Source organism: Spiroplasma endosymbiont of Acasis viretata, assembly GCF_964031275.1.
GTDB lineage: Bacteria > Bacillota_I > Bacilli_A > Mycoplasmatales > VBWQ01 > Spiroplasma_E > Spiroplasma_E ixodetis_A.
Map to the genome: position 1 here is coordinate 588,162 of NZ_OZ035019.1, position 20,928 is coordinate 609,089.

The window sequence follows — 20,928 nt, forward strand, 5'->3', positions numbered from 1 at the left end:
TAGAAACCTATGTCAATATCTTCAATTAAACAGATCAACATATTACTTTTTAAAAAATAAACAAAAACCTATTAAAAAAGAAGAAAATCATATTATTAAATGCAATCATAAATATCAAAAAATATGCCAACTTTTAATCGAATTTCATTCTACAAGAAAAGGCAGAATTTATGGATATTTAAGAATTTTTTCAGCTTTTAAAGAGTGATTAAAACAAGAAAAAAATATCATTTTAAATATAGAATTATCAATAAAACAAATGCGAAAAATTATGAAAGAACACAATATTCAAGGATTAAAACAAACTAAAAATAACTATCCTAAAAACAAAAAAAATCCAAATAAGTGAATACCTACAATGGATAAAGTAAACAAAGATTATAAAAGTACAACCTCTTCAAATCAAATTTGATCAATGGATACTAAACAAATAAATACTAAAGAAGGATGATTATATCTTTTTGTAATTATTGATTTTTATTCAAATAATGTTGTTAGTTATAATATTGCTTCTAATAAATCATATCAGGATTTAATTCTTCCTGCTCTTGAAAAAATCAACAAACAATTTTCTTGAAATCAAATAAAAAATGTTATTTTACATTCAGATAACGCCAACGAATTTTATTGTCAAGATATCACAAAATGAGCAGAGGATAAACAAATAATTTTAAGCAAAAAACAACCTTATGATATTGGTGGTAATGTATTATCTGAAAACTGATTTTCTCATTTATCTCAAGAATGACTACCTAAAGGATCAAATCAATATTTATCCATCAATGAAGCTATAAATGATGTAAATCAATATGTTATGTTTTATAATTATGAAAGAATACATTCTAAATTTCTAAAACCACCAATTTTACAAATTAAAATTTAGAATTTTATATCAAAAATGGTCCAGTAATTAAGGGCCAACCACCGAAAGTTTGTTAACATTTATTTGAAATAATATTACAACATAAATGTAAATATTGATATAATTTAATCAAAAAGAAGTTAGGTAGATAAATGCCAGCAAAAATTAATATTGTAAATATTTACAATGATCATAACTATGACATTAAAAATTTTAATATTTTATCAGAAAAAATTTTAAATGCAGTAGCTATTAAGTTAAAACAGAAAATTACATGGTGTATTGCTGCTATTTTTAATGACGAACAGACTAGTATTGAATTAAATAAAATGTATCGTCATAAAGATTATGTTCCTGATGTTTTATCATTTGGAAATAATGATGATGATTTTCCAAATATTAATATTGATATTAGAGATTTAGGTGATGTTTATATTTGTTATTCAAAGGCAGTAGCGCAAGCACAAGAATATGGCCATAGTTTAATTAGAGAATTATCATTTCTTTTTATTCATGGATTACTTCATACATTAGGATATGATCATCAAAATAGCGTAGAAGAAAAGGTTATGTTTGATTTACAAGATGAAATTTTAAATATTCTTGGTATTACTAGAAAATAAGGGGTGGTATAATGGAACAAGATATAGATTTATTAGTATTATTGAAAAAAGCAAAAGCAATACAAAAAAATGCTTATGCTCCTTATTCTTTATTTAGAGTTGCTGCAATAGTACTTTTGAAAAATAGTAAAGAAGTGTTAGGAGTAAATGTTGAAAATGCTGCATACTCAGTAGGCATTTGTGCTGAAAGAGCGGCTTTGTCACAAGTTATTGCTCAAGGTTATAAAAAAGAAGATATTATTAGTCTATTTTTAATTACTGATAGTGAAACTGTTGGTTCTCCTTGTGGTATGTGTCGTCAATTTATGATTGAAATTATGCCAGAAACATGTCCTATTTATATTAGTAATAAAAATGAAAATAATGATACTAAAACAATTTGTAAAATATTAGTAAAAGACTTATTACCTTTAGCGTTTAAACCAAGTTCATTGAAAGGGAATTAATTTATGAATAATAATTTTAAATCAGGTTTTGTTAGTTTTATTGGTAGAAGTAATGTTGGAAAATCAACTTTATTAAATACCATTCTTCAAGAAAAAAAGGCAATTGTGTCTAATAAACCACAAACAACCAGAAATCAAATTCAAGGTATTTATAATAGTGATGATATGCAAATCATATTTTTTGATACTCCCGGCATTCATAAACATAATAACCAACTTGGACGAATGATGAATCGCGATGCTAATCGCGCCATTAAAGAAACTAACATTATTTGTTTATTAGCGCCATGTAATGAATACATTGGAAATAGCGATAAACATATTATTAAATTATTATCAGAAAGGGTAAATACAACTATTCTACTTTTATTAACTAAGGTTGATTTAGTAACAAAAGAAAAATTAATGGATAAAATTAATGAGTGAAAAGATTTATTACCATTTAAAGAAATAATTCCAATTTCTGCTATAAAAGAAATGAATTTAGATATATTATTGAAAAAACTATATGAGTATTTACCAATTGGTGAAAAGAATCATTTAATCGAAAATAACGATGATGTTTCAGATAATACTTTAATTAAGGAAATTATTCGTGAAAAAATTTTAAATTTAACAGAAGAAGAAATTCCTTATAGTGTAGCAGTATTAATTGAAAGTATTAATTATAATCCAAATACTAATATTACTGATATTAATGCTGTTATTGTTGTTGAACGAGACTCACAAAAAGGAATTATTATTGGTAAAGGAGGTAGTATGATTAAAGAAATTGGAATAAGAGCTAGAACAGATTTAGAAAGTATTTTTGATTCTCATATTATATTAAAAACTTTTGTAAAAGTAATACCTGATTGAAGAAATAATCCTAGAAAATTAAAAGAGTTAGGTTATAGTTAAAATATGTTTAATATTGATACTGGTTTGATTTTAAACATTAACTACATTAAATCAATAAATAATGTTACTATTTTAACATCAAATTATGGTGTTAAAATAGTTTCTTTACCAGAAATAAAAATCAATTTAAATAAATATAGTCTTTTAGATTGTTGAATTTTTATTTTTAATCAAAATTATGATTGTTCAAACTTATGTATAACATATAAAAAAATAAAAAGTTTTAATAGTTTTATAAATGAAAAAAGTTATCAATTGATTAAGAGTTTTAACAAGATAGTTATTAATTATTTAGAAAAAATTATTATTAATAATAAAAATATCTTTTCTTTTTTATTTAATTTATATGAACAGTTAATGATAAATAGTAATTTTAAGAAAGTTTATGTTTTTTTCTTATTTCATAGTTTAATATTTCAAGGAATTCAGTTTAACTTTACTAATTGTATTAATTGTAATCAAATAACTAATTTGTATTTAATTAATTATGATTTGGGTGGTGTTTTTTGTAAAAATTATTCTTTAAAATTAGCTATAATTAATTTTGACATTGTTTTGTTTAAAAAAATATATCAACTTTATTTATTAAATTATCAAGATATTAATAAATGAAAAGTTGAAAAAGAAGAACTTAATAAAATTCTTAATATTTTAGAAAACCACTGTCAAAAATATAATAATAAATTAATAATTACATAAATATTTTAATAACTAGTTGTTATATTTTTTTTAATAATATATAACACTTATAATAGGTTGACAAAAACTATCTATGAACATATTATTAACAAGATTATTCTTTTTAGAGATTTTATGTATTATTTAAGATATTTAAGAAAATTTTTATGATTAATGGAGGGGCAATGATTAATAAAATTATCAATGATAAGTCAATGAAGGAAATAATTACTCATTTAAAAGAAAATGGTTTTATTTTTCAAGGATCAGAAATTTATTCAGGTCTTGCTAATAGTTGAGATTATGGTCCGCTTGGTGTAGCACTTAAAAATAATATTAAGAAAAGTTGATGAGTTTTTTTTGTCGAAAAAAATCCATACAATGTTGGGCTAGATAGTTCAATTATTATGAAATCTAAAGTTTGAGAAGCTTCAGGGCATTTGAGTAATTTTAGTGATCCATTAATTGATTGTAAAAAATGTAAGTCTCGCTTTCGAGTTGATAATTTAATTAATCATTATTTTCCTAGTATTAATTGTGATAATTGAAGTAATGAAAAATTAGAAACATATATTAATCAAAATCATATTAAATGTATTAAATGCAATAATGAAGATTGAACTAAAGTTAGACAATTTCAATTAATGTTTGAAACATATCAAGGTGTTTTAAAAGAAGATAAAAATAAAATTTATTTAAGACCTGAGACCGCACAAGGAATATTTATAAATTTTAATAATGTAAGAAATAGTTGTAATAAAAAAGTACCATTTGGTATTGGTCAAATTGGTAAAAGCTTTAGAAATGAGATAACTCCTGGTAATTTTATTTTTCGTACTAGAGAATTTGAACAAATGGAATTAGAATTTTTCTTTATTCCAAAGGATAAAAATGATAATACTTGATTTAATTATTGAGTTGATCAATGTAAAGAATTTCTCTCTCTAGTAGGTTTATTGAATTCAAAAAATATAAAATTTAAAAATCATGAACAAAATCAACTAGCACATTATGCATTAGCAACTACTGATATTGAATATAATTTTCCTTTTGGTATGAGTGAATTATGTGGTATAGCTAATCGTGGGAATTATGATTTAACAAAACATAGTGAGAATTCTGGTGTAAATTTTGAGATTCAAGATCCTAATGTTACAGTAAAAAGAATGGTTATTCCTTCAGTTATTGAACCTTCAATTGGTGTTGAAAGGCTTTTATTAGCTTTAGTTTGTGAAGCATTTACAAAAGAAGTTTTAAAAGACGATAAAGAACGGTTAGTGTTAAAATTAAATAAGAGTATTTGCCCTTATCAAGTAGCTGTTATGTCTTTAAATAAAACAAAATTAGGTAAAGAGGCATATGAAATTTTTGAAATGTTAAATAAAACACAATTAAGAGTAATTTATGAAGCATCATCAAGTGTTGGTAAATCTTATCGTTATCAAGATGGTATTGGTACTATGTATTGTGTAACAATTGATTATTACACAAAAACTAAAGGTACTGTTACAATTAGAGATCGTGATACTACAAATCAAGTTATAGTTAAAGTTGATCAACTTAAAGAATATTTATATGACAAATTAGACATTATTTGTTAGAATTGTGTGAAAAAATATGGATATCGAGTTTAATAAAAAAATTAATGAAGTTAAAGCAAAAATTAATATTGTCGAAGTTATGGGTAAATATTTAAATTTGATCCGTAAAGGCAATAATTTTTGAGCTATCTGTCCTTTTCATGAAGACTCTACTCCTTCATTATCAATTTCACAAGAAAAACAAATTTATAAATGTTTTTCTTGTGGTGAACAAGGAAATGTTTTTATTTTTTTACAAAAATATAAAAATATTAATTTTATTAATGCTCTTAAAGAAGCAGCAGATAATGTTAATTTAAATTTAAAAGAGTTTGATATTAATTTATCTGAATTTAATGTTGAAACTAAAAAAAATCCACTAAAAATTTTAAATAATATTGCAATGAATTTTTTTAGTTATCAGTTACTAACTGATATTGGTCAAGAAGCAATGAAATATTTACAAAATCGTAATATTACTACTGAAAATATTAAATATTTTAATATTGGTTATGCACCTATTAATAATGAATTAATAGATTATCTTAATGCACAAGGTTATAAAGATAATATTGAATTTGTAAAATTAGGACTTATGAAAATTAATAATAAGGATCAACTTCTTCCTACCTTTTCAAATCGAATTATGTTTGCTATTAAAGATGAAGATGGAGACTGTGTTGGTTTTTCTGCAAGAAATTATAATAGAGAAGATAAAAGTTATAAATATATTAATAGTCAAGAAACAGATTTTTTTAAGAAAAGTAAAATTTTATATAACTTTAATAATGTTAGAAATTATATTAAAAAAAATGAAGTTATTTATTTGACTGAAGGTTTTATGGATGTTATTGCTCTAAATAATCAAAATATTAAAAATGTTGTTGCTTTAATGGGAACAAATTTAACAAAAGAACATATTTTACTTTTAAAAAAAATTACTACTATTATTATTATTTTTTTAGATGGTGATTTACCAGGAAAAATAGCATCTTTAAAAATAGCTAGTGTTTTATTATCAAATAATTTTAAAGTACAAATTATCAATAATGATACTAAATTTGATCCTGATGAATTAATAAATAAATTTCCTCAAAAATTTTATGAAATAATAAAAAAAACTATTCATCCTTTTGAATTTGCAATTAATTTATCATTAACTAAATATAACATTAAAAAAGATAGTTATGAACTTAATGAATTTTTAAAATCATTAGTTCCAATTTGAACAAAAATTAATGATGTTATTACTCAAAAGTTTTATTTAAATATGTTAGCAAAAATAACTAATTTATCCACTGAAGACTTAATACAAATTTTAAATATTGATAATAATTTAGTAACTACAACTTTTAGTATCAAAAATAAATCTAAAATAGAAGTAAAAAATATTTTTTTTGAAGCACAAGAACAACTTATTTTTTTAGTAATGTTATCAAGAAATGTTTATTTAATTTTAGAAAAAGAAAAATTTATTTTTCCAAATCAAGATTTTATGAATTTATACTTTTTAATTAGTCAAAAATATCAAAATAATCAAATAGAAGCAATTAATTTTGATTTAATTTTAGAAGAACTTAAAGGTAATTCACTTTTAAATATTTTAGAAAAACTTCTTGATAAGTATAAAAATAAAAAGTTTGATTTAAAACCTCAAATTATTAATGATTACTTAAAAATTATTAATAATCAACTAATTGATTATGAAATAAAAATGATCAATGATAAATTGAAATCTGAAAAAAATATTGAAAAACAAATATTGTTATTAAAAGAAATATCAGTATTAAAAAATAAAATAAAGAAAAAATAAGTTTGATGATAAATTAAGGATAAGGTGAAAATATGGCTGCTATACAACAAAAAATGAAATTGAAAAAACTTTTAACTTTAGAGGAAGTAGAAAGTAATTTAATTAAAAAATTAGAAAAGAGTCAAACAAAAGAATTAAAACAAGAAGATGTCATTAAAGAGTTTGCACATTTAAAATTAGATGATGATACAATTGAGGAAATTTTTGATCGGTTAGAAAAAGAAGGAGTAGTCTTTACTGATATTTTGATGGATGAAGTTGAAGATGATGCTAATTTTCCCGATATTGATGATGAACAATTACCTGATGATTTAGATATTGATATTTTAGTTAGTGATTTGAGTTTTAAAAATACAATGGGGATCTCTAATGATACAAGAAGAAAAGATGGAATTAAGTCTTATTTTAATATTTTGGGAACAAGTCAAATATTGAGTCAAAGTGAGGAAATTAAATATGCTAAAATGTTAGAATCAAAAGATGTTGAGGAAAGAACATATGGTCGTGAGCAATTAATTAAATCAAATTTAAAATTAGTAGTTTCTGTTGCTAGAAAACATTTAAATCGTGGTTTAGATTTTGCTGATTTAATTGAAGAAGGTAATATTGGTCTTATTAAAGCAGTTGATAAATTTGATTATCGCCGTGGTTTTAAATTTTCAACTTATGCTACTTGATGAATTAGACAATCAATTACACGAAGTTTAGCTGATCAAGGTAAAATGGTTCGTGTACCTGTTCATATGGTTGAAAGAATTAATAAGTTAACAAGAATTGAAAGAAACTTAACACAAGAATTAGGTCGTGATCCTACTCATGAGGAAATTGCCAATAAAATGGGACAAAACATGACAGCCGATCGTGTTCGTGAAATTAAAAAACTTGCTATTGAACCAGTATCTTTAGAAAAACCAATTGGTGAAGAAGATGATACACATTTTGGTGATTTTATTAAAGATAAAAATATGCTATCTCCCGATGAATATGCTGAAAGACATTGATTAAGAGAACAATTGGATCGTGTTTTTGCTGAAGTATTAACAAAACGAGAAGAAAAAGTTATTAGAATGCGTTTTGGAATTTTACCAACAAAATTAAGAAGATTATTAGAACTTTGTGAAGATGAAAAAGAAATTACTGAATTAAAAACAGTAGTTAATAATTTACAGTTACACTATGATACTAGTTTAGATAAAACAGAATTGTTAAGTGATAAGGTTGTTCATCGTCATATTACTAAGTACGATTCTCCAAAAACTCTAGAAGAAGTTGGTAAAGAATTTATTGTTACAAGAGAAAGAATTAGACAAATAGAAGCAAAGGCAATTAGAAAATTAAAACATCCGTCTAAATCTAAACATATTAAAGAATTTTATAAAGGATAATAGTTAACATGTTAACTATCAATAATATAATTAATGTTTTAGAAACATATTTTCCTTTAAAAGATGTTTGTGAATGAGATTTTTCAGGAATACAAATTAAATCAAAAACAAAAACCAATATTAATAAAATTTTAGTTTGTTTAGATGTTACTAATGAAGTTTTAACTGAGGCCATTAATAATAATATTGATTTAATAATTTCTCATCATCCATTAGTTTTTGCTAAAGATATTAATCAATCTAATATTTCAAATTGAAAAAAAGAATTATATAGTAAAATACTAATAGCAGATATTAATGTATATTCATTACATACTAATTTTGATATATCATTAGTAGGTATGAATATGTTGATGGCTAAAGAATTAAAAATTAAAAATATTCATTTTATTAATGAAGAAAACTTGGCAATAGTTGGTAAATTTGATAGACAAATGCCATTAAAAGAATTGATTAATAACTTAAAAAAATATTTTAATGTTGCAAATATACAATTGGTTAATAATAAATTGAGTGATAACAATATAGTGACTGTTGCTTTATCTGCTGGTGCTGGTGGTGATATTATTAGTAATTTATCTAACAATATTGATTTATTAATTACTGGAGAAATGAAATGAAACTATATTATGGAAGCTAAAGATAGAAAAATTAATGTTATTTTGGTTGGTCATTATATGGAACAAAAATTTGTTGATTTTCTTTTTCAATTACTTATTGAAAAATTATCAACAAAAGTTAAAGTTTTTAAATATAATTTAGAAAATCCTATTACTTTTTTTTAAACTTATAAAATTTAAAAAGGAAAAAACTATTTTTTAAATAAAAATAAGTTTTAGGGGGTTGATAAATATGATTTTAGAAGATTTAGAACCAATGACTGATCAAGAGTGTCAGGCAGTTAGTGGTGGTTTTGCTCAATTTTTAATGGGTGCCGTGTTAGCGGGGATAGCAATTCCTGTTATTAAAAATTTATGAAATAGTGTTTCAGGAAGTACTAAGTTACCAGGTGGTATTGAAAGTAAATGAGACAGTTCTAAAGATGATAGTAAAGATTTAGCAAAAATTAAAGATGAATTTAATAAATTTCAAGAAAAATTAACACATTTAATACCGCCTTTTATGAATTTTAAAGAACTTAATAATACAAAAAAACCAAGAGAAAAAGCCATTAAATATGGCTTTGACGCTCTTAGTGATAATGAATTATTAGCAATTATTTTGCGAACAGGAACTAAAGAAAAAAATGTATTATTTTTAGCGCAAGAAATAATTACTAATTTTAATGGTCTTGAAAATTTAAATAAAGTAACTATTAAATCTTTAATGAGTATTAAAGGTATTGGTGTTAGTAAGGCTTTAGAAATTTTAAGTTGTTTAGAAATAGTAAAAAGAATAAGAACTATTGAAAGTCAAAAAAAATATTTTAAAATTATTATTCCCGAAGATGTTTTTAATTTAGTTAATGCATATTATCAAAATTTAACGCAAGAACATTTTTATTTATTATTATTAAATAATCAAAATAAATTAATTCATCAAAATTTATTATATAAGGGTACTAATGATACTATGAAAATTGATGTTAAAGATATGTTGCATCTGGCACTTATTCATAAATCAAGTAAAGTAATTTGTATTCATAATCATCCTAGTGGTAATAGTGAACCCTCACTATCTGATTTATATATCACCGAAGAAATTAAAAAAAATTTTCAGGTTTTTAATATTACCTTAGTTGATCATATTATTATTGGCAAAGGTAATTATTTTAGTATAAATTTAAATAAAAAATATTATAAGCTTAAATAAAAACTTAAAAAAATACATTACTTAAATTTAAAAATATAGTAAAATTATTATGGTTTAGTGTGTAAATAATATTTAATTTACCAAGAATGGACTAGTTATTAAACATAGTTTGTTATTAGATATTGATAAGAAAGGAGAAAATTATGTCAACAATTAAACCTAGCAATGAATCATTTACTGCCCAACCGTCACTATTTGGAAAAATTATGGTTTATTTATCTTTTGTTTTAATATTTCCAATAATTTTATTTATTGTTTCTCGTAATAATTTTCTAAGATTACAACAATCAATTGAAGAAACTGCTTCTGATATTGATGTACAATTAAAGCGTCGTTTTGATTTATTAACAAAATTAGTAGATGCTACTAAAGGTTATATGAAATTTGAAAAAAGTACATTAACAGATGTTGTATCTTTACGAAGTGGAAAAATGGAAACAATGAGTGATCTTTCAAAAGCAGATAGTGGACTTAATGCAGCTTTTGGAAAATTTAATGCTTTATTAGAAAATTATCCTGATTTAAAAGCAAATACTACTGTTTTACAATTACAATCAGGTGCCAAAGATTGTGAAGATAATATTGCTGCTGCTAGAAGATTTTATAATGCTAATGTTAAAGTGTTCAATAGTAAAATTAAAACCTTTCCAAGTAATGTTGTAGCATCAACATTAAATTTAGTTTCAAAAGATTACTTTCTTGCATCAGATAGCGATCGTCAAGATATTAAAATTGACTTATAAAATTAAATTTATTTTTGAAAATATATTTAAATTAGTTTTTTATCCCTTTCTTTAGACAAATAAATTGTTTTGAATAAACATTTATGATTTGTTTGAAGAAAGGGTATTTTATTTAAAATTAAAATTTATATTAATTAGATTTAATTATTTTATTCTTTATTTCATTTTTTTATTTAAGAAAAATTATATTTTGGTATAATCTAACTCATTAAGTAAGTTCTTAATAAATATTAAAGAAAGTAGTAAAGTAATATGAATATTTTTTTTCAAATTTTTTCAAATTTTTCTTTTTTAATGTTTTTATTATGAATTTTTTTGTTTGCATATTTATTTTTTTAAAATTATTAAAAATAAATTAGTTATTAATTATAAAATATTAAATTTTCAAAGAAAACATGTTTTTGGTGATATTAGTTATCAAAAGATTTTTTATTTATTGTTATTAATGTTTTTATGGGACGGTAACAAAAACGGAGGATATAATTACTTTTTAAACATTTCTTTTAAATTATAGACAAGAAATAATTGTAATTATATGCAATTGTATATACATCTTACTACTAAATTAAATGAATTTCAATTAAAATACAAATATTAAAAAAATAACTAATAAAATTTAATATTTATACACAACAAAAATTCTTATTAACTTTTAATTTAATAAGTTTTTAAAATTTTAATAAAAAAAATTAATTAAGTTATGTTTTTAAATTTATTTGATTACATTTAAAAATAACCATTTTAATATAAATATTTATGTTATAAGGGTAATGTTTAGTAATCTGTGTAACTTACAAAAATAACTATGTTTAATTAATTCTAGTAAATATAATTAAATGACTAGAAAGAGTGAGTTACAGATGGCTAAAAAGCAAAATATTAATAATAATGATCCAATATCAAAAGCAGTAGATTTATTATTAGAAAATACTGAAGATTTAACAACAGTTTTTAAAGAGGGAGGATTGTATAAAGAATTAACAAAAAGATTAGTAGAAAAAATGTTGAATTCTGAAATGCAAAATTATTTAGGATATGATAAGAATCAACATAGTAATAGTGACAATGCTCGTAATGGTATAAGTTCAAAAAAATTAATAACTCAACAAGGTAAAATTGAGATTGATGTACCACGAGATCGCAATAGTAATTTTAATCCTGTAATAGTTGCAAAAAGACAAAGAAGATTTGATGGTTTTGATCAACAAGTTCTTTCTTTATATGCAAAAGGAATGACATTATCAGATATTAGAATGCAATTACAAGAGTTATATCATGGTGCTGATATTAGTGAAAGTGTTATTAGCCAAATTACTGATGATGTTATTGATGATGTAAAAGCATGGCAAAATCGACCATTAGAAAGTGTCTATCCGATTGTTTATTTTGATTGCATAGTAATGAAAGTACGACAAGATAAAAGGATTATTAATAAATCAGTTTATATAGCTTTAGGAGTTGATTTAGAAGGTAAAAAAGATGTTTTAGGATTATGAATTAGTGAAAATGAAGGTGCTAAATTTTGATTAGCAAATTTAACAGAAATGAAAAATCGTGGCTTAAATGATATTCTTATTGCCTGCAGTGATAATTTAACAGGCATGTCAGAAGCAATACAATCAGTTTATCTTAAAACAGAACATCAATTATGCATAGTTCATCAAATTAGAAATAGTTTGAAATATGTCTCATATAAGCATAGAAAATCTCTAGTTGCAGATTTAAAACCAATTTATACTGCATGTAGTGAAGAACAAGCAATGCAGGCTTTAGAATCCTTTGAAAATAAGTGAAATAAACAATATCCTCAAATTGCTAAATCTTGATATAAAAATTGAGATAATTTAATGGTTTTTATTAGTTATCCAGTAGAAATCAAAAGAGTGATTTATACTACAAATGCTATTGAATCTGTTAATAGTCAATTACAAAAAATCATCAGAAATAAAAAAGTTTTTCCTAATGATATGGCAGTTTTCAAAATATTTTACTTGGCAATTGAAAATATAAAAAAAAAATGAACATTGCCTATTCAAAATTGAAATACAGCAATTGCTCATTTTATGATAAAATTTGAAGACAGAATTAATCTAAATTAGTAACTTTGTAAAACAAAGATACACAGATTATTAAAAAGCCTCGATATAAGAGATTGCAACAGCAATCTCTTATTTTTACATTTGTGATGAACTTGGTTTATATGCACTTATTGAAGGTTGATTTTGTATATCTATCGAATTTATTAACTCTCCAATACCTTCATCATCAAAAGAATTTAGACTTATTTCTTCAAAATCATCTGTTTTTATATTTTCACTTTCTAAAAAAGATTTGTCTCTAGATACATCAAGATATAATGTTTTAAGTATGTCTGACAATGTTTTTAAACGTTTTTCGAAAATAGTCTTTTCTATTTGTATTTTTAGTGATTTAATTTTAAATTCACCAAATCAATTTTCATATTGATTTAATTTAAGAATTCTATGGTTTTTATCTTGAAAATAATCATCTAATACTTTCTTTCATATTTTATTTTCTAGATTTCGTATTTCTCTATCTTCTTTTGATAAACAAATTTCATTTTTATCACTATTTTTTAGTAATTCACATCTTTTTAATTCTAAATTTTTAATCTTTTCTAAATGTTCTTCTTTAATCAAATTTAATGTTTTGATTTTTTTCTTTTTTTCAGTCATTATATTTTCACATTGTTGCATTAACTTTTCATTTCTTTTTTCAGTTGCTTTTTGATATTTTTTTGCAATTTTGTTTTTTGAATTTTCTTTTTTTCTAATTTTTTTTTCTAATTCTTCTAATATATTTAATATTTTTTCTTCTTCAAGAAATTCAAAATTATAATTTAAATTATAATTTTTATTATATAATTTCATATATTCTGAATTTTTTATTTCTTCTTTTTCGATTTTTTGTTTGAAAAGATTCATTCAATCATTTATTTCTTTTGAATTAACTAATTCTAATATTTTTTCTGTATTCATATATTTTTTCATACCTCTCCTCTTCTTATTTTTATTTCAATTTTATAAAAAAACCCATTTACTTTTAAAATAAAATAATGAGTTAAAAACTTATATTAAGTTTAATTAAATTATACAAAAAAAGTTAGCAAATAAAAATTTGCAACTAAAGTTTTAGGGGTTATTTGGAATTTTTGAATTTATGTTTATTTAAATTTTATATTCATTTTTTTAAAATTATTTTGTTCTATAAAAAATAAGAACAATTTAATTATAACACTTTTATTTTAAATTTTAAAACTTATTTAATTTAAATATTTTCATTAAAATTATACAAATAAAATTGTTAAGCAAACTGCACAATTGTGCATTTTTGAAGTATTTAAAATATTTACATTTTTTGTGATTTACTACTAGAACTTTGATTTTTACTTGTTGAAGCTTCACTGTTTACTTTTGATTTATCTTTTTCAAATCCAAGAGCATTAGCAACTCTTTCTCGTCTTTCTTTCTCTTTACTTTCTCCTCAAGCTTTGTTTACTTCATCGGCTTTTTTATTATGAGCATCTTTTCTGTCTTGACTTCATTCATTACATGATCTTCACATATTTATATTCTCCTTTATTATTTTTGAATATTTTTTTTACCTTTAAAATATTCACACAAAAAGTATATATTTTTAAAACAAAAAATGTGTAAAAAATAATAAAGAATAGTGATTTGAAATAAAATAAACTATAACATGGAATTTGAATGATATATTGTACTTGTTTTAGGATGTGCTTCTTGTTGGTTTACATTATTGACATTTACTGGTTCAATATTTGAACTATTATTTAAGAGTTCATTTATAGTTTTATCTTTTCTATTGTCTAATTCTTGTTTTAAAATTTCATATTGTGTTTGTAATTTAGTTTCTAGTTTATCGTTTGTTAAATTCTTAATTATTGATTGACGTTCTTTTTTTCTTTATCTTTTTTTTCATCATTTTTGCATATTTTATTATATCATCAAGATTCTACTTTTTTTGTTGCAGGCCACTTGCCACTTGCCACTTAGCCCTTTTTACTAGACCATTAATTTAAAAAACCTGAATGTATTCTAAAAACAATTGTGTTATATAATTAACACTAATTTTAACCTGAAAGGATTTTTATTAATGGATAAAATTAAACAAATAGCATTAGTAATTAACAAATTAAATATCAAAGAAAAAATTAAAATTATTGATGATTGTAAAAATCAATATTCAATTAGAAACCTATGTCAATATCTTCAATTAAACAGATCAACATATTACTTTTTAAAAAATAAACAAAAACCTATTAAAAAAGAAGAAAATCATATTATTAAATGCAATCATAAATATCAAAAAATATGCCAACTTTTAATCGAATTTCATTCTACAAGAAAAGGCAGAATTTATGGATATTTAAGAATTTTTTCAGCTTTTAAAGAGTGATTAAAACAAGAAAAAAATATCATTTTAAATATAGAATTATCAATAAAACAAATGCGAAAAATTATGAAAGAACACAATATTCAAGGATTAAAACAAACTAAAAATAACTATCCTAAAAACAAAAAAAATCCAAATAAGTGAATACCTACAATGGATAAAGTAAACAAAGATTATAAAAGTACAACCTCTTCAAATCAAATTTGATCAATGGACACTAAACAAATAAATACTAAAGAAGGATGATTATATCTTTTTGTAATTATTGATTTTTATTCAAATAATGTTGTTAGTTATAATATTGCTCCTAATAAATCATATCAGGATTTAATTCTTCCTGCTCTTGAAAAAATCAACAAACAATTTTCTTGAAATCAAATAAAAAATGTTATTTTACATTCAGATAACGCCAACGAATTTTATTGTCACGATATCACAAAATGAGCAGAGGATAAACAAATAATTTTAAGCAAAAAACAACCTTATGATATTGGTGGTAATGTATTATCTGAAAACTGATTTTCTCATTTATCTCAAGAATGACTACCTAAAGGATCAAATCAATATTTATCCATCAATGAAGCTATAAATGATGTAAATCAATATGTTATGTTTTATAATTATGAAAGAATACATTCTAAATTTCTAAAACCACCAATTTTACAAATTAAAATTTAGAATTTTATATCAAAAATGGTCCAGTAATTAAGGGCCAACCACCTAATGTTGTTAGTTATAATATTGCTCCTAATAAATCATATCAGGATTTAATTCTTCCTGCTCTTGAAAAAATCAACAAACAATTTTCTTGAAATCAAATAAAAAATGTTATTTTACATTCAGATAACGCCAACGAATTTTATTGTCAAGATATCACAAAATGAGCAGAGGATAAACAAATAATTTTAAGCAAAAAACAACCTTATGATATTGGTGGTAATGTATTATCTGAAAACTGATTTTCTCATTTATCTCAAGAATGACTACCTAAAGGATCAAATCAATATTTATCCATCAATGAAGCTATAAATGATGTAAATCAATATGTTATGTTTTATAATTATGAAAGAATACATTCTAAATTTCTAAAACCACCAATTTTACAAATTAAAATTTAGAATTTTATATCAAAAATGGTCCAGTAATTAAGGGCCAACCACCGAAATTAATAAATATCATCATGATCATGATGGAAGTAGTCCATCAGCAATGGCAATTTCAGTTTCTTAAAATTATTGTTATATTCATTTACTGAACAAAGAAAGAGTTGTAACTATTAAATAAAAAGTGATAAAATAATGTATATATTTGTATTTGTGATTACACAATAAAAGAAATTGAAAAAAAGTAATAAGTAAGAGAGGATTTTAGCATGGAAAGAAAACAAAAGATAGTTGTTATAGGTGTTAATCATGCCGGAACAACAGCATTAAAGGCAATTATGAGGTCTAATCCAAATAGTGAAGTAGTAGCATATGATCGTAATGATAATATTTCATTTTTAGGATGTGGAATTGCGCTTTGAGTTGGTAAAGAATTTACTGATCCAAAAGGATTATTTTATGCCACAATTGAAAAGTTAAGAGCATTAGGTGTTAAAATTAAAGAAAAACATGAAATGATTAAATATGATAGTAAAGCAAAAACTGTTACTATTAAAAATTTAGATACTAATGAAGTATTTATTGAAAGTTATGATAAGTTAGTATTAGGAATTGGTTCATGACCAATCTTAAATCCAGGTGGTAAAGAAATTCCTGGTTTAATTGCTCATAAAGATGGTGCGATTGTTAAAGATACTTTAAATGGTGTTAAATTAACAAATGGCATTCATTTATCAAAACTATACCAACATGCTCAAGAAATTATTTCTGATTTGAGTAAACCGGAAGTAAAAAAAGTAGTAGTAATTGGTGCAGGTTATATTGGTATTGAATTAGTAGAAGCTTTTTATAAAGATAAAAAAGAAGTTACTTTAATTGATTTTGAAAATCGTATTATGCCTCGTTATTATGATGAAGAATTTACAAATGATGTTGAAGCAGATATGAAAAAAGTAGGAGTAAAATTACAATTAGGAGAAACTTTACAAGAATTTATTATTAAAGATGATAAAGTGAGTGAAGTAAAAACTAATAAAGGAACATATAAAGCTGATTTAGTAATTATGGCTGTTGGTTTCTTACCAAATACTGCTATCTTGAAAGATGAGAATGGTAAAGTTCAACTTAACTTAGATCCTCGTGGTGCAATTGAAGTTAATGAATATTTTCAAACTTCAGATCCTAATGTTTATGCAATTGGTGATTGTATTAATATTCGTTCAAATGCTTGAAATAAAAATGTTAATATTGCCTTAGCAACTAATGCTGTACGTAGTGGTTTAATTGCTGGATTAAATGTTGCAAAAACAGATCCTAAAACAAGAATCGCCTTTCCTGGTGTTCAAGGAACAAATGCAATTGCTGTTTTTGGTTGAAAGTTATGTGCTACTGGTTTATCAGAAGTTTCTGCAAAAGCAATTTTAGGTTCTAATAATGTAGAAGCATATTTTTATCAAGATACAGTGTTTCCACCTTTTATGAGTGAAAATCATGAAGTAAAAATTAAAATTATATGAGAAAAGAGTTCTCGTCGTATTGTTGGAGCTGAAATTGGTTCAACTCATGATCATACAGAAACAATTGCAATGTTTTCATTAGCAATATTGAAAAAGGTTACTATTGATGAAATTCCATTAATTGATATGTATTTTTTACCACACTTTAATAAGCCTTATAACTTTGTTACTGCGGCAGCACTTTTAGCAACAGGAATTTTAACAAAAGAAGATGTTACATATCCAGATCCATATTTAAAAGGTAAGAAAAAATAGATTGCCTTATCAAATTAATTTTGAGAGGAATAAAATATAATGGTTAGTAATGAAAAATATTTAAAACTTAGAGCAAGAATGACTTCACCAGTTAAAGAAAGTAAATATAAAATTGCTTGATGATTAAAAATTATTTTGATATTTACTTTTCCATTATGGATTATTCCTTTTTTAATTACTAATTTTTTTATTGGTTTAATGATGCGAAATGTTATGGAAAATTTTCAACGAATTGGACGAAGTACTAATCCAAATTTTGATAAAATTGATCTTAATACTTTGAGTTTTTATAATCGAGATATGGAATTACAAAATTCTCTACAACTAATGATTGATGATAGTAATTGGGATATGATGGAAGCACAAGATATGACGATAACTACTTATGATAATCGCTTGTTATCAGCTTTTTTCATTAATAATCATCAATCTAATAAAAATCATAAATGAATAATTGCAACTCATGGTTGACAACAAAATCGCTATAGCATTTTATATTTAGTTAAACATTTTTATGAGCAGGGATATAGTATTGTTACTTATGATACAAGAGGTCATGGTAGTAATAATATTCATGATGCAATTACTTTTGGCAATAAAGAAGCAGATGATTTATATGCTGTTATTTTAAGTCTTAATAATTATTTAACAGAAACAGATTTTAAACAACCCCCCAATATTACTTTAATTGGTAATAGTATGGGTGCTAGTACTGTTTTGGAAACAATATCTCGATTTGATACTGGTAAATTTGGTGTTAAATGTGCAATTTCTGATTGTGGATTTGATAGTTTTAGTCATATTATTAAAATTATGGGTAAACAATACTTTAACCTTCATTGATTTTGATTTTATTATGGTGTTAAATTTTTCTTTAGGTTAAAAGATAAATTTAATATTAATAGTATTGATCCTATTAATAAATTAAAATATTGTTCTTCAATTCCTGTATTATTTATTCATGGTAATGATGATGAAACTGTACCAGCAACAATGGCACAAAAAATGTATGAAGAGAAAATAAATTATGAAGAAGAAACAATAAGTGAATTATTAATTATGCCATTTGCTAAACATATAAGAGCCGTCACTACCGATTATGATACATATTGCAAAACTACTTTAAAATTTGTTAATAAATGAACAAATTTTAAAACTGAAGATAAAGGAGATTAAATTAATAATGATTTATTATATTAATAATAGCAAAGACCCATATTTTAATTTAGCAGCCGAAGAATATTTGATTACTAATCCTTATATAACTGATGAAATCTTATTATTATGACAAAATAATAATACTATTGTTGTTGGTAGAAACCAAAATACAATTGAAGAAATTAATAATGAATATGTAAGAACAAAAAAAGTTAATGTTGTACGAAGATTATCTGGTGGTGGAGCTGTTTATCAAGATTTAGGAAATTTAAATTTTACTTTTATTTTTGATAAAAATAAAGATAATGCTCGTAATTATGCTCTTTTTACAAAACCAATAGTTAATGTTTTACAAAGTCTAGGTTTAAATGCTCAATTTAGTGGTAAAAATGATATTTTAGTTGATGATAAAAAAATATCGGGTAATGCCCAATATACATATAAAAATCGAATTTTACATCATGGTACTATTCTTTTTAATGTTGATATGCAAATGTTACCAAAAGTATTAAAACCTGATTTGGATAAATTAAAATCAAAAGGTATTAAATCAGTACAAGCACGAGTAACAAATATTTTACCATTATTAAATCCACCAATAACAATTGAAGAATTTCAAAATTTAATTATTGAACAATTAAAAAGTACAAAAAATACAAAGATTATGGAATTTTCTGAAAAAATGATTGCTGATATTGAATTATTAGCAAATACTAAATATCGAACTTGAGATTGAGTTTATGGTAAATCTCCAGATTTTGATTTAAAGCATAAAACACTTTTTCCTAGTAAAGGAACTATTCACGTTTGAATGAATGTTAAGGCAGGAATTATTGAAAATATTAAAATATATGGTGATTTCCTAGGCTCAGCAGGTACTACTAGTTTAGAAAAAAAACTAGAAAAACAAAAATATAATTTAGCAACTATTACTAATATCATTGAAAATGCTAATATTAATGAAATTTTTGGTGAAAATTTTCTTGTTGAAGAAATCATAAAAAGTATAATAAAATAATGAATAAAATTCTTATTTATGATATTCTTACTTTTATAACTAATATTAAAGAGGAAATATGAAGAAATATTTATGGATTTTATTTATAATGTTTATTTTTATAAAACCAATTAGCAATGTTATTACATTTTGAGGCTTTTATGTAATCTGTGTATCTTTGTTTTACAAAGTACTAGTTTAGATGGTGGTTGGCCCTTAATTACTGGACCATTTTTGATATAAAATTCTAAATTTTAATTTGTAAAATTGGTGGTTTTAGAAATTTAGAATGTATTCTTTCATAATTATAAAACATAACATATTGATTTACATCATTTATAGCTTCATTGATGGATAAATATTGATTTGATCCTTTAGGTAGTCATTCTTGAGATAAATGAGAAAATCAGTTTTCAGATAATACATTACCACCAATATCATAAGGTTGTTTTTTGCTTAAAATTATTTGTTTATCCTCTGCTCATTTTGTGATATCGTGACAATAAAATTCGTTGGCGTTATCTGAATGTAAAATAACATTTTTTATTTGATTTCAAGAAAATTGTTTGTTGATTTTTTCAAGAGCAGGAAGAATTAAATCCTGATATGATTTAGGTGG

Annotated in this window: 18 protein-coding genes; 16 read left to right on the top strand and 2 right to left on the bottom strand. The window is 23.2% G+C overall.

The annotated features are described in order from the left end of the window. Window positions 1-259 precede the first annotated feature (259 nt). The 12 genes from AAHM96_RS03305 (at window position 260) to AAHM96_RS03360 (ending at window position 12,941) form a co-directional block, all read left to right on the top strand. Window positions 260-883, top strand: coding sequence for a DDE-type integrase/transposase/recombinase (locus AAHM96_RS03305; protein WP_342273574.1), 624 nt, complete (start codon window positions 260-262; stop codon window positions 881-883). A gap of 131 nt (window positions 884-1,014) precedes the next feature. Beyond that, a complete protein-coding gene (gene ybeY, locus AAHM96_RS03310; protein WP_281748062.1) occupies window positions 1,015-1,485 on the top strand; it encodes an rRNA maturation RNase YbeY in 471 nt (156 codons plus the stop codon). 11 nt (window positions 1,486-1,496) lie between these two features. Then, window positions 1,497-1,931: a cytidine deaminase gene (gene cdd / locus AAHM96_RS03315; protein ID WP_281748063.1), complete on the top strand. Its 435-nt coding sequence runs from the start codon at window positions 1,497-1,499 to the stop codon at window positions 1,929-1,931. A 3-nt stretch (window positions 1,932-1,934) separates the two neighbouring features. Then, window positions 1,935-2,831, top strand: coding sequence for a GTPase Era (gene era / locus AAHM96_RS03320; protein WP_338976253.1), 897 nt, complete (start codon window positions 1,935-1,937; stop codon window positions 2,829-2,831). Window positions 2,832-2,834: 3 nt separating this feature from the next. Further along, a complete protein-coding gene (locus AAHM96_RS03325) occupies window positions 2,835-3,530 on the top strand; it encodes a DNA repair protein RecO C-terminal domain-containing protein (protein ID WP_342273575.1) in 696 nt (231 codons plus the stop codon). Between the two features lie 164 nt (window positions 3,531-3,694). Continuing rightward, a complete protein-coding gene (locus tag AAHM96_RS03330) occupies window positions 3,695-5,110 on the top strand; it encodes a glycine--tRNA ligase (protein WP_342273576.1) in 1,416 nt (471 codons plus the stop codon). A gap of 4 nt (window positions 5,111-5,114) precedes the next feature. Further along, a complete protein-coding gene (dnaG, locus tag AAHM96_RS03335; RefSeq protein ID WP_342273577.1) occupies window positions 5,115-6,902 on the top strand; it encodes a DNA primase in 1,788 nt (595 codons plus the stop codon). Between the two features lie 32 nt (window positions 6,903-6,934). After that, window positions 6,935-8,287 carry a sigma-70 family RNA polymerase sigma factor gene (locus AAHM96_RS03340; protein WP_425288757.1) on the top strand — a complete coding sequence of 451 codons (1,353 nt, stop codon included), beginning with the start codon at window positions 6,935-6,937 and terminating at the stop codon, window positions 8,285-8,287. An 8-nt stretch (window positions 8,288-8,295) separates the two neighbouring features. Further along, entirely contained in the window at window positions 8,296-9,072 is a 777-nt protein-coding gene (locus AAHM96_RS03345) for a Nif3-like dinuclear metal center hexameric protein (protein WP_342273579.1), read from the top strand. A 67-nt stretch (window positions 9,073-9,139) separates the two neighbouring features. Beyond that, a complete protein-coding gene (radC, locus tag AAHM96_RS03350; protein WP_342273580.1) occupies window positions 9,140-10,099 on the top strand; it encodes a RadC family protein in 960 nt (319 codons plus the stop codon). Between the two features lie 143 nt (window positions 10,100-10,242). Next, on the top strand, window positions 10,243-10,842 hold the full coding sequence (locus AAHM96_RS03355) for a LemA family protein (protein WP_252319773.1): 600 nt from the start codon (window positions 10,243-10,245) through the stop codon (window positions 10,840-10,842). Window positions 10,843-11,702: 860 nt separating this feature from the next. Beyond that, complete coding sequence (locus AAHM96_RS03360) at window positions 11,703-12,941, top strand: IS256 family transposase (RefSeq protein ID WP_342273706.1); 1,239 nt, start codon at window positions 11,703-11,705, stop codon at window positions 12,939-12,941. A gap of 75 nt (window positions 12,942-13,016) precedes the next feature. Here AAHM96_RS03360 and AAHM96_RS03365 read toward each other — a convergent pair whose 3' ends face one another. Then, window positions 13,017-13,853: a hypothetical protein gene (locus AAHM96_RS03365; protein WP_342273581.1), complete on the bottom strand. Its 837-nt coding sequence runs from the start codon at window positions 13,851-13,853 to the stop codon at window positions 13,017-13,019. Window positions 13,854-14,211: 358 nt separating this feature from the next. After that, window positions 14,212-14,427 (bottom strand): hypothetical protein, encoded by a 216-nt coding sequence (locus AAHM96_RS03370; protein ID WP_342273582.1) that lies wholly within the window; start codon window positions 14,425-14,427, stop codon window positions 14,212-14,214. A 552-nt stretch (window positions 14,428-14,979) separates the two neighbouring features. Between AAHM96_RS03370 and AAHM96_RS03375 the strand changes: the two genes are divergently transcribed. The 4 genes from AAHM96_RS03375 (at window position 14,980) to AAHM96_RS03390 (ending at window position 20,330) form a co-directional block, all read left to right on the top strand. Continuing rightward, complete coding sequence (locus AAHM96_RS03375; protein ID WP_342272762.1) at window positions 14,980-15,957, top strand: IS3 family transposase; 978 nt, start codon at window positions 14,980-14,982, stop codon at window positions 15,955-15,957. Window positions 15,958-16,651: 694 nt separating this feature from the next. Further along, a complete protein-coding gene (locus AAHM96_RS03380) occupies window positions 16,652-18,154 on the top strand; it encodes an FAD-dependent oxidoreductase (RefSeq protein WP_342273583.1) in 1,503 nt (500 codons plus the stop codon). A 39-nt stretch (window positions 18,155-18,193) separates the two neighbouring features. Then, window positions 18,194-19,330, top strand: a complete 1,137-nt coding sequence (locus tag AAHM96_RS03385) for an alpha/beta hydrolase (RefSeq protein WP_338974969.1) — start codon at window positions 18,194-18,196, stop codon at window positions 19,328-19,330. Window positions 19,331-19,337: 7 nt separating this feature from the next. Beyond that, complete coding sequence (locus AAHM96_RS03390) at window positions 19,338-20,330, top strand: lipoate--protein ligase (RefSeq protein ID WP_338975246.1); 993 nt, start codon at window positions 19,338-19,340, stop codon at window positions 20,328-20,330. Window positions 20,331-20,928: the final 598 nt, after the last annotated feature.